Source organism: Nocardia sp. NPDC088792 (assembly GCF_044750615.1).
In the GTDB taxonomy this organism is placed as follows: domain Bacteria; phylum Actinomycetota; class Actinomycetes; order Mycobacteriales; family Mycobacteriaceae; genus Nocardia.
This window is the reverse complement of the sequence record NZ_JBIVKC010000004.1, coordinates 46,925-59,887: the sequence shown is the minus strand read 5'-3', so window position 1 is coordinate 59,887 and position 12,963 is coordinate 46,925. Positions and strand designations below refer to the sequence as shown.

The window sequence follows — 12,963 nt, the reverse complement described above, 5'->3', positions numbered from 1 at the left end:
CCTCAGGCGAGGGCGAAGACCGGGAAACCCGGTGCGATTTCGGCCAATTCGGCGTCGGTGGCGTCCTTGGTGACACCTTCGAAGAACTTGCCGACCTCCCAGCCCCAGCGCTCCAGGTAGGCGCGCAGGACGGGGATCTTGTCGGCGTCGGCGAGTTCGACGGCGGTGAAGGTTTCGCTCTTGCGGCCCAGGCGCAGTTCGCCGGTGCCGGCGACGCGCAGGTTGCGCACCCACTGGGTGTGCCCGCGCGGGGCGACCAGGTAGCGGGTGCCGTCGGGAGTGGTCAGCAGGTTGACCAGGGTGGTCCGCCATTCGCCGGTCTTGCGGCCGCGCACGGCCAGCAGGCGGGAGCCGGCGACGCTGATGCCGAGCTTGGGCACCAGGTTGAGGATCCGGTTCATGATCGGGTCCAGGCCGGTGGGGCCGAGGTAGCGGGTGGCGGCGGTGTGGGCGTCCATGATGTTTTCCTTCTGCTCGATTGGAGAGCGGTGCTCTCTAATAAGGGCAGTGTCCACGCACTCGGGCCGCACTGTCAAGAGCGGTGCTCTCGAAATATGACGCCGATCCGGAACGTGGCACACTGTCCGAATGAGCGTCCCCCGCACCGCCCGCGCCCGGGCCCGAGCCGAGATCACCCGCGAGATCACCGACGCCGCCCGCCGCCAGCTCGCCGAATCCGGCGCCGCCGCACTCTCCCTGCGCGCCATCGCCCGCGAACTGGGCATGGTCTCGTCCGCGCTGTACCGGTACTTCCCGAGCCGCGACGAGTTGCTGACCACGCTGATCATCGATGCGTACAACGCGATCGGCGAGGACGTCGAGCAGGCCGTCGCGAGCGCGGCCGCGCCGCGCGCGCAGTGGCGCGCTGCGGCCGTCGCCGTGCGTGCGTGGGCACATGCGCATCCACACGAGTACGCGTTGATCTACGGCTCGCCGGTGCCCGGCTACGAGGCGCCGCAGGAAACCATCGGGCCCGCGTCCCGGACCGGGGTCGCGATCCTCGGCCTCGTGTATCGCGCGTGGCAGCACGGTGTCCTGGCGACCACGCCGGAGTCCCTGGCCCCCGACCTGTCCGCCCAATCCGCCGCGATCGCAGCGATGATCGGGCCCGGACTACCGGAATCGACTGTGGCGCGGACCTTCCTGGCGCTGACGCAGATGTTCGGCGTGGTGACCTTCGAACTGATCGGCCAGCTGAACAACAGCATGGACCCGGCCGGACCGTTCTTCGACTACGCCATCGACACCATGGCCGACCTCATCGGCCTGCCCGCCTGAACCCGCCCAGCCGGAACTAGGCCGCCTCCAATGGAAATGGTGGCGTGCCCACGCCGGTGATGCGCAGATTGCCCCAGGGATCGCGCTCCTGCAGCACACCCCGCGCCGGGGCGCTGCCGGGCACGGTCAGAAACACCTGCCCGCGCCCGGGATCCGGCATTTCGACGCCCTCGGCTGCCGAAATGCGCCCGTACCAATGGAATACGCCGTCTATCGGGTCCAGGTGGCCGTTGAGGCTGACGGTCACGGCCACCTCGATACCGGGTGCGTCCAACAGCGCCGGGCCCGAATACTCGGGCGTCGGTTCGGGTTCGGGCGCCTCGGGTGTGTCCTGGTGGCGGCTGCGGCGCCGCCCGAACCTCACAGCAGCCCCTGCTGCTGCCAGATCCGCTTGCCGATCGAACCCATGAGCCCCTGCTTCTCCAGGAAGGCGCCCAGGCTCGCGGCCCCGATGCCCAAGGCCCGCTTGGCCGCCGGATTGTGCCGTGCCACCCGGCGCGCGGCGCGCGGATGCTCGAGACCGGCCCGGCGGTACATGTGCTGGTTCGTGAGCAGGTAGACGAACAGTGGCGCCGCCACCGCGACACACAGTCGCGTGTAGGCGATTTCGGAGCGCGACAGCTCGGGTGCGCGGCGCGCCAGGGCATCTCGCGCGAACCCGATGTGCCGCGCCTCCTCGGTGACGTGAATCCGCATGGCGCGCGCCACGAGTGGCTGTAGCTCCGGATCGTCGAGGGTGCGCCGTTGCAGGGCGTCGAAGATCTCCTCGCCGACCAGTGCGCCCACCCACACCATGGATCCGCGCAGGAACACCTGTAGTGAGCTGATCACGAGTCGTCCTGCGGGCCTGGGCCAGTAGGGCCGCGCGTCGATGCGGTCGATGAGTTTGCCGAACATCATCATGTGCCGGCATTCGTCGCCCATTTCGGTGAGCGTGTAGTGCGAGTGCCGCGAGGTGGGGTCGCCGGACATGAGTTCGCGCAGCAGCAGGCGGTTGAGCAGGTTCTCGAACCAGATCCCCACCGACAGCACATTGGCCAGTTCCTGGCGGGAGAGTTCGCGGCGCTGCTCGGGGGTCATGGCCTCCCACAATGGGGTGCCGTAGAGCGAGACCACCTCGGGTGGCAGGAAGAATTTGCCGGGGTCCAGTGGTGCGTCCCAATCCATGTCGACCACGGGATCGTAGGACTTCTTCACCGATCCGATCAGCAGGCGCTGTGCGAAGGACTCGCGGGAGATCGCTGCGTCCTTGGTGACAACGTCGTCGCCCATGACGGCTCCTGACTCGTTTACTGATACAGGCTGTTACACTCACATTAGTGCTACATGCTGTAGCGGTCAATGAACAGGTGGGTATCGTGAGGCGAATGACCGGTACCAGCTCACCCACGCCGCCCGCCGCCGACGGCCGCAGCACCCGCTGGAACGGCCACAAGGCCCGCCGCCGCGCCGACATGCTGGACGCCGCCGTCACCGTCATCGAAGAGCACGGCACCGAGATCTCCGTGCAGCAGATCGCCGATCGCCTGCGCGTCCCGCGCCCGGTCGTCTACCGCCACTTCGACGGCCGCGCCGACCTCGACGAGGCCATCCGCCGCCACATCCTGGAATCCCTGCTCGCCGAACTGCTTCCGCGACTGAGCCCCGACGGCACCATGAAAGACGCTGTGCGCGGCGCCATCAGCACCTACGTCGGCTGGATCGAACGCCACCCCCACCTGCACCGCTTCCTCACCGCCGCCGACCCGCACAGCGAATCCTCCGGCGCGCTGGCCGGCGCCCGCGACCGCATCGGCGGTCAGCTCGCCGACCTGTTCGCCGAATCCCTGAACCGCTTCGGCATCGACCGCAATCGCGCCCGCCCCATGGCCTTCGGCATGGTCGGGTTCGTCGACGGCGTCGTCAACAGCTGGCGCGCCGCTCCGACCCTCACCTCGGAACAGGTCGAAGGCATCCTCACCGAATCGGTGCTGGCCCTGCTGGAGGGCAATGCGCGCAGCCTGGACGTCCCGCTCACCCGCGATACGGTGCTCGCCGACGTGATCGCCCGCGCCGAGGTCGCCCGGGCCTGAATCAGCGGGTCAGTACGGTGTAGCCGCGATTCCAGAGCCACTCCACCGGGCCGCGCTCGAAGCGGCGCAACCAGCAGTGCGCGAACGTCAGCATGAAAGCGCAGACCAGCAGATAGATGCCGACGGTGAACGATACCCGCGCGTTCGGCGACACCAGCGAGGTCAGGCCGAGACCCCAGCCGTAGCACAGGAATCCGGACACCAGGTTCTGGAGTATGTAGCAGCTCAGCGCCATCCGGCCGACCTCGGCGAAACGCCGTGCGAGCACACCCGGCCCCGGGCGATGCGTGTAGAACTCCGCGACCAGCCCCAGGATGCCCAGCGATACGAACGGCGCGGTGCCGTAGCGGGTCAGCAGGATGAGATCGCCGCCCAGCACGCCCGCGATCAGATCGATCGGCGCGGCGATGCCGAAGCCGATGATCATGAGCCGCTTCCGGATCCGCGCACCCCGCGCCTCGAACACACCGGCCCGGAACAGGAACGCGCCCAGCAGGAACAACGCGATCGACATCGGGAAGATGAAGATCGGCTCCAGCCGGAACACCAGGGCGTGCTGCACGCGGAATACCACGAGATCCCAGAACGACCCGTCCGCATAGGGATTCGGATCCAGCCGCGACGGCGGACCCGAATCCCGCTGGGGCGCAAGCGCCATCCCCACTCCGAGGAGGGTCAGGATGGTGATGTGAATGCTCGCCGCCACGATCAGCCAGCGGCGCTGCACCCGCGGGCTGCGCGCCAGGATGAACGCCACCACCAGCCCCGTCACCGCATAGCCCATGAGCACATCGAATTCGGCGACGAACAGGAAGTTCACCAGACCGTCGAGGAACAGCAGCCCTGCCCGCACCGGGTAGCCGCCCGGCCAGCGCCGCCCGCCGCGCACCGCGGATTGCTGCTGAATTGCCAGCCCGATGCCGAACATGATGGTCAGCAGCCCCAGGAACTTGCCCTGCGCCAGCTGTTCGAGGATCTTTTCGGCCCACAGCCAGGCCCCGGTGGGTTCATCGCCGTGCCGCACATAGCCGAGCAGTCCGTCCACCTCGGTGAAGATCCAGATATTGGTGCCCAAGGTGCCCAGGATGGCGATGCCGCGCAGCACGTCGAGCGCGGGCAGGCGGGACGAACCAGGCTGGGCGGGAACGGAATTCGATGTGGTGATCGCCGAGATGGCCGAACCGCCTGAGGGAATCGGGGGTAGCGGTTCGGCCATGCGGGCAATTGTGCCGCGCGGGTGGGTGCGGGCGGATCGCTCGTGAGGACGACGCCGCATCCCTCTCCGGAATGATCGGGGATTCCGGGGTAACCCTGACCCGGGCGCGCCCGATTCGCGCCGGCGTCGCCTAGGCTCGTCACCATGCAGCGCATCATCGGAATCGAGGTCGAGTACGGCATTTCGACGCCTTCCGAGCCGTCGGCCAACCCGATTCTCACGTCCACCCAGGCGGTGCTCGCCTACGCCGCGGCCGAGGGCGTGCCGCGCGCCAAGCGCACTCGCTGGGACTACGAGGTGGAATCCCCGCTGCGCGACGCGCGCGGATTCGATCTCGGCAGGCTCAACGGGCCCGCGCCGGTCATCGACGCCGACGAGGTCGGCGCCGCGAACATGATCCTCACCAACGGGGCCCGCCTCTACGTCGACCACGCCCACCCCGAATACTCCGCGCCCGAGGTCACCGACCCGATCGACGCGGTCATCTGGGACAAGGCCGGCGAGCGGGTCATGGAGGCCGCCGCCCGCTACGCCTCCAGCGTGCCGGGCGCCCCGCGCATGCAGCTGTACAAGAACAATGTCGACGGCAAGGGCGCCTCCTACGGCACCCACGAGAACTATCTGATGAGCCGTGAAACGCCGTTCAACCAGATCATTCTGGGGCTCACGCCGTTCTTCGCCTCGCGTCAGGTGGTGTGTGGTTCGGGCCGCGTCGGCATCGGGCAGTCCGGCGATACGCCCGGCTTCCAGCTCTCGCAGCGCGCCGACTACATCGAGGTCGAGGTCGGCCTGGAGACCACGCTCAAGCGCGGCATCATCAACACACGTGACGAACCACACGCCGATGCGGACAAGTACCGCCGGCTGCACGTCATCATCGGCGACGCCAACCTGGCGGAATGGTCCACCTACCTGAAGGTCGGCACCACCGCACTGGTGCTCGATCTCATCGAAGCGGGCGAGGATCTCTCGGATCTGCAGCTGGCCCGCCCGGTCACGGCCGTGCACACCATCAGCCACGATCCCACGCTGCGCGCCACCGTCGCGCTGTCGGACGGCCGCGAGCTGACCGGCCTTGCGCTGCAACGCATCTACCTCGACCGCGTCGAGAAGTACATGGACCGCATCGGCAATGACGATCCGCGCGTGCAGGACGTGGTCGAGAAGTGGGCGCACGTACTCGATCTGCTCGAGCGCGATCCGCTGGAAACCGCCGATCTGCTGGACTGGACCGCGAAACTGCGCCTGCTGGAAGGCATGCGCAATCGTGAGGGCCTCACCTGGGCGGCCCCGAAGCTGCACCTGATGGACCTGCAGTACTCGGATGTGCGCCTGGACAAGGGCCTCTACAACCGCCTGGTCGCGCGCGGCTCCATGCAGCGCCTGGTCAACGAGCAGGACGTGCTCGAGGCGATGACCAACCCGCCCACCGATACCCGCGCCTACTTCCGCGGTGAATGCCTGCGCCGCTTCGGCGCCGATATCGCGGCGGCCAGCTGGGACTCGGTCATCTTCGACCTGGGCGGGGATTCACTCGTGCGGATTCCAACCCTGGAACCGCGCCGCGGCACCAAGAACCACGTCGGCAAACTCCTGGACGGAGTGCACACCGCGGCCGAATTGGTGCGCCAACTCACGCACTAGGGCCTGCGTACGGAAGATCGCGGCGGAGCCACATTCGGGTTTAATCCGGCATGTTGTCCCCGCTGATGGGTAGTGTTGGGGGACGGGCATCGGGTAATCACCGGTGCTCGCCGATGATCACAGAGGAGGTCGGCTGCTATGGCACAAGAGCAGACCAAGCGCACCGGTGGTGGCGACGAGGACGAGGGCCCGGGCCCGGACGGTGCTGCTGGTCAGGAGCGTCGCGAGAAACTGGCCGAGGAAACCGACGACCTGCTCGATGAGATCGACGATGTCCTCGAAGAGAACGCGGAGGACTTCGTCCGCGCCTACGTGCAGAAGGGCGGCCAGTGACCCAAGGTGACCCCCTGCGGCTCCAGACGGGGTTCGCCCAATCCTCCTTCTCGGAATACCTGCGGATGCACGCCCCGGAACTGTTGCCGGGCAATGATTTCCGTACCGCCGGTGCACCCTCGGGTGTACCGGCGGATATCGCCCCGCACGGCACCACCATCGTCGCGGTCTCCTTCCGCGGCGGCGTGCTGATCGCCGGCGATCGCCGGGCTACCCAGGGCAACCTGCTCGCCAGCCGCGATATCGAGAAGGTGTACATCACCGACACCTTCTCCGCGGCCGGCATCGCGGGCACCGCGGGCATGGCCATCGAGATGATCCGCCTGTTCGCGGTGGAGCTCGAGTACTACGAGAAGATCGAGGGCATTCCCCTCACCTTCGACGGCAAGTCCAACAAGCTGTCGAAGATGGTGCGCGACAACCTCCCCGCGGCCCTGCAGGGCCTCGCGGTGGTGCCGCTGCTGGTCGGTTTCGATCCGGACGCGCTGGACGTGGACAAGCAGGGCCGCATCGTGTCCTACGACGTGGTCGGCGGCCGCAGCGAAGAGCGCTTCGGCTACACCGCGGTGGGGTCGGGTTCCCTGTTCGCCAAGTCCTCGCTGAAGAAGACCTACCGTCGTGGCATCGATCAGGACCAGGCGCTGAGTATCGCCGTCGAGTCGCTGTTCGACGCCGCCGATGACGACACCGCCACCGGCGGCCCCGACACCTTGCGGGGCATCTACCCGACGGCGATCGTCATCGATTCCGAAGGCTCCGTTGAGGTTACCGAGGATCGGCTGGCGGAGATCACGCGGACGGTCGTGGCCGATCGGTCCGCGCTGGCCGCGGAAGGGGGCGGCGAATCATGACACTGCCGTATTACGCATCGGCCGAACAGATAATGCGCGACAAGACCGAACTTGCGCGCAAGGGCATCGCACGCGGCCGCAGTGTCGTGGTGCTGGTGTACGACAAAGGTGTGGTGTTCGTGGCCGAGAACCCTTCGGCCACACTGCACAAGGTGAGTGAGTTGTACGACCGGGTGGGTTTCGCCGCGGTCGGCAAGTACAACGAGTTCGAAAGCCTGCGCCGCGGCGGCATTCTGCAGGCGGATCTGCGCGGCTACCAGTTCGACCGGCGCGATGTCACCGGCCGCTTCCTGGCGAATCTCTACGCGCAGAGCCTCGGCACGATTTTCACCGATCAGCTCAAGCCGTTCGAGGTGGAGATCTGTGTCGCGGAGGTGGGTTATCCGGAGCAGGAATCGAACTCGGTGCTCTACCGGATCAACTTCGACGGATCCATTGTCGACGAACGGGAATTCGTGGTGATGGGCGGCAATACCGAGCCGATCGTCACGGCGCTCAAGGCTTCCTACAAGGCGGGCATGGATCTGCATTCGGCGGTCACCGTCGCCATGCAGGCGCTGCAGAAGGCCGTTCCCGAGGGCGACAAGGAAAAGCGCACCGTCGGATCGTCCTCGCTCGAGGTGGCGACGCTGGAGCAGTCCCGGCCGCGGCGGTCGTTCCGCCGGGTGCAGGGTGCGGCGCTGCAGGAATTGATCACCGGTAAGAAGGCCACGGCCAAGGCTGCCGCCGAGGCCGACAAGCCCGGAGCGGGCGACCCCTCCTAGGCCCGAAGCGAATCCCGATATCCGGGATGAGGCCCCTTTGCACTCTGCCTAGCAGAGTGCAAAGGGGCCTTGCTTTTTCGCTGGCTACACCGGGTGCGGTATGGCATCCCGTGCGAAATCGTTGCCAAGACGTTTGCATCATGTCTGCTCGACCACCCTCTCGACGCTGCTCATCGCTGTAATGTCGATAGGGTGCAGCGACGAATTATGGGGATCGAGACCGAATTCGGTGTGACGTGTACGTTCCACGGCCACCGTCGGTTGAGCCCTGACGAGGTGGCCCGGTATCTGTTCCGCCGGGTGGTGTCTTGGGGCCGTAGCTCGAACGTGTTCCTCCGCAACGGTGCCCGGCTCTACCTCGATGTCGGTTCGCATCCGGAGTACGCGACGGCCGAATGCGACAGCCTGGTGCAGTTGGTAACCCACGACCGGGCCGGTGAGCGGGTGCTCGAGGATCTACTCATAGATGCCGAGCAGCGACTCGCAGAGGAAGGTATCGGCGGCGATATCTACCTGTTCAAGAACAACACGGATTCCGCGGGCAACTCCTACGGATGTCACGAGAACTTCCTGGTCGTGCGGGCCGGCGAATTCTCCCGCATCTCGGATGTGCTGCTGCCGTTCCTGGTGACCCGTCAGCTCATCTGTGGCGCCGGTAAGGTGCTGCAGACGCCCAAGGCCGCCACGTTCTGCCTCTCGCAGCGCGCGGAGCACATCTGGGAGGGCGTCTCGTCGGCGACCACCCGGTCCCGGCCGATCATCAATACGCGTGACGAGCCGCATGCCGACGCCGAGAAGTACCGGCGCTTGCACGTGATCGTCGGCGACTCCAATATGGCCGAGCCGACCACCATGCTGAAGGTGGGCACGGCCTCGCTCGTCCTGGAGATGATCGAGGCGGGTGTGACGTTCCGGGACTTCGCCCTGGACAACCCGATTCGCGCGATCCGCGAGGTCTCGCACGATCTCACGGGCCGGCGTCCAGTGCGTCTGGCGGGTGGCCGGCAGGCCTCGGCGCTCGACATCCAGCGCGAGTACTACGCCCGCGCCGTCGAGCACCTGCGCAACCGCGACCGCGATCCGCAGGTGGACGCGGTGGTGGATCTGTGGGGCCGCACGCTCGACGCGGTCGAGGCGCAGGACTTCGCCAAGGTGGACACCGAGATCGACTGGATCATCAAGCGCAAGCTGTTCCAGCGCTATCAGGACCGCTACAACATGGAATTGTCCGACCCGAAGATCGCCCAGCTCGATCTCGCCTACCACGACATCAAGCGTGGCCGCGGCGTCTTCGACCTGCTGGCGCGCAAGGGTCTGGCCAAGCGGATCACCGAGGACGAGGCAGTGGACGCGGCGGTCACCACCCCGCCGCAGACCACCCGGGCCAAGCTGCGTGGCGATTTCATCACCGCCGCGCAGGAGGCCGGCCGTGACTTCACGGTCGACTGGGTTCACCTCAAGCTCAATGACCAGGCCCAGCGCACGGTGCTCTGCAAGGACCCGTTCCGCTCGGTCGACGAGCGCGTGGATCGCCTCATCGCATCCATGTGATCAGGCAGGCAGCGGGCCGCGAACCCAAAGTGGTTCGCGGCCCGTTCTGTTGGCTCCTGGGGGACCGTTCTGTTGGCTCCTGGGGGAACACTGTGGGAAATGGGCACCGCCCCGGCACATGGGTCGGGCGGGCACATTACTCTCTATCCCGTGGCGATATCCAAGGTTGAGCGGCTGATGAATCTGGTTATCGCGCTGCTTTCCACCCGGCAGTTCCTGACCGCGGAGCGGATCCGGGACAGCGTCGCCGGGTACGAGGAGTCCGCGAGCGACGAGGCGTTCAGCCGAATGTTCGAGCGCGACAAGAACGAGCTGCGCGATCTGGGGATTCCGCTGGAAATCGGTCCGGTGAGCCGATATTCGAGCGTCGAGGGGTACCGCATCAACCGGGATGCGTACGAATTGCCCGATATCGATCTGACCAGTGCGGAAGCGGCCGCGGTCGCGGTGGCGGTGCAACTGTGGGAGTCGCCGGAGCTGGCGGCGGCCGCCGAGGGTGGCCTGCTGAAGCTCCGCGCGGCCGGGATCCATCTGGAACCCGATGCGGGTGTCGCGGCGGTGCCCGCGGTGCCGGCGCGCACGCGTGGTTCGGAACCGGTGCTGGGCAAGCTGCTCACCGCCATCGATGCCGGGCGGTCGGTCAAGTTCCAGCATCGCCAGTCGCACTGCGAACCCGTGGAACGTGATGTGCAGCCCTGGGGTGTGGTCACCCACGGCGGGCGCTGGTATCTGGTCGGCCACGACAATGCCCGCGATGCCACCCGTGTGTTCCGCATCTCCCGCATCGGTGAGGACGTGGCCGAGTACGGCCCGGCCAATGCGGTGCACAAGCCCGAGGACATCGACCTGCGCGCCCTCGTCTCCGAGGTGACCGCGCAGACCCCGATCACCGGTTCGGCCACGGTGTGGGTCGCCAAGGGCCGCGGTCAGGAGATCCGGCGCATGGGCGCGACCATGGAGGAGCGCGTGATCGGCGGCCGCCCCGGCTCGATCGTGGAGGTGCCCATCCGGTCCCGTGACTGGCTGGCCCGGCTCATCACCGGTCTGGGCGCCGATGCGCTGGTGATCGCGCCACGTGAGTTGCGCGACAACGTGATTGCCCGGCTGGAGTCGGTGCTGGAGCGGACGGAGGTCTCCCGATGAGCGAGCCGATACGGGTCACCCGCCCCTCGGACGGCGCCAAGAACCGCGCGGCCGCCGCGGCCGGTAGCCGCCTCTCGGTGCGCTTGGCGCGCCTGCTGAACATGGTGCCGTACTTCCAGGCGAATCCGGGCATCAGCGCCGCGGAGGCCGCCGTGGAGCTCGGCGTCACCACCAAACAGCTGATGACCGACCTGAATCAGCTGTGGATGTGCGGACTTCCGGGTTACGGTCCCGGCGATCTCATCGATCTGTCGTTCTCCGAGGAGAGCATCGAGGTCACCTTCTCCGCGGGTATCGATCGCCCGCTGCGGCTCACCTCCCCGGAGGCGACGGCCCTGCTGGTGGCGTTGCGTTCCATCGCGGACCTGCCGGGCATGGTCGATCCGAGCGCGGCGCACGCGGCCATCGCGAAGATCGAATCCGCCATCTCCGGAAGGAAATTCGAGGGCCCGACCCAGCCGGTGCCGGTGGCGGCCCCGTCGGTGGCGACCGTGCGCTCGGCGCTGGAGAACGTGCACGCGCTGCGCCTGGTCTATTACTCGGCCAGCCGCGACGAAGTCTCCGAACGCGTGGTGGACCCCATCCGAATCGTGCTGGTGGACAACAACAGCTACCTGCAGGCGTGGTGCCGCCAGGCCGAGGGCGTGCGCCTGTTCCGGCTGGACCGCATCGAGGAGGCCACCGAGCTCGACGAGCCCGCCCGGCCGCCCGCCGACGCCACCGATGAGAGCGCGGCCCTGGACCTGTTCGTGGACGACCCGGCGGTCCCGTTGGCGCGCTTGCTGATTCGACCGGACTACGCCTGGGTGGTGGATCAGTACCCGATGCATCGGGTGACCACGCATCCGGACGGCAGCGTGGAGGCCACCATGCGGTTCGCCACCCTGGACTGGATGGCGCGGCTGCTGCTCGGTTTCGGTGCGGGTGTCACCGTGCTCGGCCCGCCGGAGCTGGTGGCCGCGGTGCGGGATCGTTCCGGGACCGCCTTGGCGGCGTACGCGGAGCTGGCGGCGGACGGCGTCTTACAGACGCCGGGATTCGAGGAGGTCGGTCCCGCTTGAGTTTTCGCGTGACGGTGCTCGGCGCCGGCAGTATCGGAGTGTTCGTCGGGGGCAAGCTGGCCGCGGCGGGTGCGGATGTCACGTTCGTGGGCCGTCCGCGCATCCTGGACGAGATCACCGCGCACGGTCTGCGCCTGACCGATCTGGACGGGCACGATGTGCGGGTCCAGCCCACCGCATTCCATACCGCCACCGAACCTTCCGGGGACGCCGATCTGGTGCTCATCGCCGTGAAGTCCGCGGGTACGGCCGCGGCGGCCGAGGAGCTCGTCGGCGTGCTGAAGCCCGGGACCGTGGTGATCAGTCTGCAGAACGGCATCGGCAATGACGCGGTGATCCGGGAGATCCTGCCCACCTGCGTGGTGCTGGCCGGCATGGTCATGTTCAATGTCGTGCAGCACGGCGGCGGTCACTTTCATCGCGGCACCACGGGCAGCGTGGAGATCGCCGATGATCCGGTGCTGAACCGTTTCGCGCCGGTGTTCAAGGCGTCGGGGCTGGGTTTCGACCGGCGGGCGGATCTGCTGTCGATCCAGTGGGCGAAACTCCTGCTGAATCTGAACAATCCCATCAATGCCCTGTCCGGCCGCCCGCTGCGCGAGGAGCTGGGCACCCGGGATTACCGCCGCTGCCTGGCCCTGACCCAGCGTGAGGCGCTGACGGTGATGGCGCACGCCCGGATTCGCCCGGCGCGGTTGACACCCGTCCCGCCCGAGCTCATGACGCGACTGCTGACCGTTCCAGACGGTATGTTTCAGCGGGTTGCCGGCAAGGTGCTGGCCATCGATCCGGTGGCCCGTTCGTCCATGGCCGATGACCTGGCCGCGGGCCGCAAGACCGAAATCGCTTGGCTCTGTGGCGAAATCGTGACCTTGGGCACCTTGGTCGATGTGCCCACACCGGTGAACCGCAGGCTCGTCCAACTCGTGACAGCTGCGGAGAACGGTGACCGCCGCACCTGGTCAGGCGCGGAATTGCTGGCCGAGCTGCGCGCCGCGGCCCGTGGCGGCGCGGCAAACAGAGGTTGACAAGAACGTTCGCTTTATGCGG

14 protein-coding genes are annotated in these 12,963 nt (G+C 67.3%); 10 read left to right on the top strand and 4 right to left on the bottom strand.

Annotation, left to right across the window (positions count from 1 at the left end):
- Positions 1 to 2 precede the first annotated feature (2 nt).
- Positions 3 to 458: a nitroreductase/quinone reductase family protein gene (locus tag ACIP5Y_RS26840; RefSeq protein ID WP_400354032.1), complete on the bottom strand. Its 456-nt coding sequence runs from the start codon at positions 456 to 458 to the stop codon at positions 3 to 5.
- Positions 459 to 588: 130 nt separating this feature from the next.
- Between ACIP5Y_RS26840 and ACIP5Y_RS26835 the strand changes: the two genes are divergently transcribed.
- Positions 589 to 1,278, top strand: coding sequence for a TetR/AcrR family transcriptional regulator (locus ACIP5Y_RS26835; protein WP_400354029.1), 690 nt, complete (start codon positions 589 to 591; stop codon positions 1,276 to 1,278).
- Positions 1,279 to 1,294: 16 nt separating this feature from the next.
- On the opposite strand, the gene ACIP5Y_RS26830 is transcribed toward ACIP5Y_RS26835, so the two are convergent.
- Complete coding sequence (locus tag ACIP5Y_RS26830) at positions 1,295 to 1,642, bottom strand: DUF4873 domain-containing protein (protein ID WP_400354027.1); 348 nt, start codon at positions 1,640 to 1,642, stop codon at positions 1,295 to 1,297.
- Positions 1,639 to 2,550 carry a diiron oxygenase gene (locus tag ACIP5Y_RS26825; protein WP_400354025.1) on the bottom strand — a complete coding sequence of 304 codons (912 nt, stop codon included), beginning with the start codon at positions 2,548 to 2,550 and terminating at the stop codon, positions 1,639 to 1,641. The genes ACIP5Y_RS26830 and ACIP5Y_RS26825 overlap by 4 nt, the downstream gene beginning before the upstream one ends.
- 95 nt (positions 2,551 to 2,645) lie before the next feature.
- On the opposite strand from ACIP5Y_RS26825, the gene ACIP5Y_RS26820 reads away from it, so the two are divergent.
- A complete protein-coding gene (locus tag ACIP5Y_RS26820; protein ID WP_400354023.1) occupies positions 2,646 to 3,350 on the top strand; it encodes a TetR/AcrR family transcriptional regulator in 705 nt (234 codons plus the stop codon).
- A gap of 1 nt (position 3,351) precedes the next feature.
- On the opposite strand, the gene ACIP5Y_RS26815 is transcribed toward ACIP5Y_RS26820, so the two are convergent.
- Positions 3,352 to 4,566 carry a DUF418 domain-containing protein gene (locus ACIP5Y_RS26815; RefSeq protein WP_400354021.1) on the bottom strand — a complete coding sequence of 405 codons (1,215 nt, stop codon included), beginning with the start codon at positions 4,564 to 4,566 and terminating at the stop codon, positions 3,352 to 3,354.
- Positions 4,567 to 4,710: 144 nt separating this feature from the next.
- Here ACIP5Y_RS26815 and dop point away from each other — a divergent pair, with 144 nt between their 5' ends.
- The 8 genes from dop to ACIP5Y_RS26775 all read left to right on the top strand — a co-directional run bounded on the left by dop (position 4,711) and on the right by ACIP5Y_RS26775 (position 12,941).
- Positions 4,711 to 6,210 (top strand): depupylase/deamidase Dop, encoded by a 1,500-nt coding sequence (gene dop, locus ACIP5Y_RS26810; protein ID WP_397011973.1) that lies wholly within the window; start codon positions 4,711 to 4,713, stop codon positions 6,208 to 6,210.
- Positions 6,211 to 6,348: 138 nt separating this feature from the next.
- Positions 6,349 to 6,543, top strand: a complete 195-nt coding sequence (locus ACIP5Y_RS26805; RefSeq protein ID WP_400354019.1) for a ubiquitin-like protein Pup — start codon at positions 6,349 to 6,351, stop codon at positions 6,541 to 6,543.
- Positions 6,540 to 7,394, top strand: coding sequence for a proteasome subunit beta (prcB, locus tag ACIP5Y_RS26800; protein ID WP_400354018.1), 855 nt, complete (start codon positions 6,540 to 6,542; stop codon positions 7,392 to 7,394). Before ACIP5Y_RS26805 ends, prcB begins: the two co-directional genes overlap by 4 nt.
- Positions 7,391 to 8,158 carry a proteasome subunit alpha gene (gene prcA / locus ACIP5Y_RS26795; RefSeq protein WP_400354016.1) on the top strand — a complete coding sequence of 256 codons (768 nt, stop codon included), beginning with the start codon at positions 7,391 to 7,393 and terminating at the stop codon, positions 8,156 to 8,158. The genes prcB and prcA overlap by 4 nt, the downstream gene beginning before the upstream one ends.
- 192 nt (positions 8,159 to 8,350) lie before the next feature.
- Positions 8,351 to 9,709 (top strand): Pup--protein ligase, encoded by a 1,359-nt coding sequence (pafA, locus tag ACIP5Y_RS26790; protein ID WP_400354014.1) that lies wholly within the window; start codon positions 8,351 to 8,353, stop codon positions 9,707 to 9,709.
- A 150-nt stretch (positions 9,710 to 9,859) separates the two neighbouring features.
- The gene (locus tag ACIP5Y_RS26785; RefSeq protein WP_400354012.1) at positions 9,860 to 10,852 is read left to right on the top strand and encodes a helix-turn-helix transcriptional regulator; all 993 of its coding nucleotides are present in this window, start codon (positions 9,860 to 9,862) and stop codon (positions 10,850 to 10,852) included.
- 101 nt (positions 10,853 to 10,953) lie between these two features.
- Positions 10,954 to 11,913 carry a helix-turn-helix transcriptional regulator gene (locus tag ACIP5Y_RS26780; RefSeq protein WP_400355821.1) on the top strand — a complete coding sequence of 320 codons (960 nt, stop codon included), beginning with the start codon at positions 10,954 to 10,956 and terminating at the stop codon, positions 11,911 to 11,913.
- Complete coding sequence (locus tag ACIP5Y_RS26775) at positions 11,910 to 12,941, top strand: 2-dehydropantoate 2-reductase (RefSeq protein WP_400354010.1); 1,032 nt, start codon at positions 11,910 to 11,912, stop codon at positions 12,939 to 12,941. Before ACIP5Y_RS26780 ends, ACIP5Y_RS26775 begins: the two co-directional genes overlap by 4 nt.
- The last annotated feature ends 22 nt before the right edge of the window (positions 12,942 to 12,963 follow it).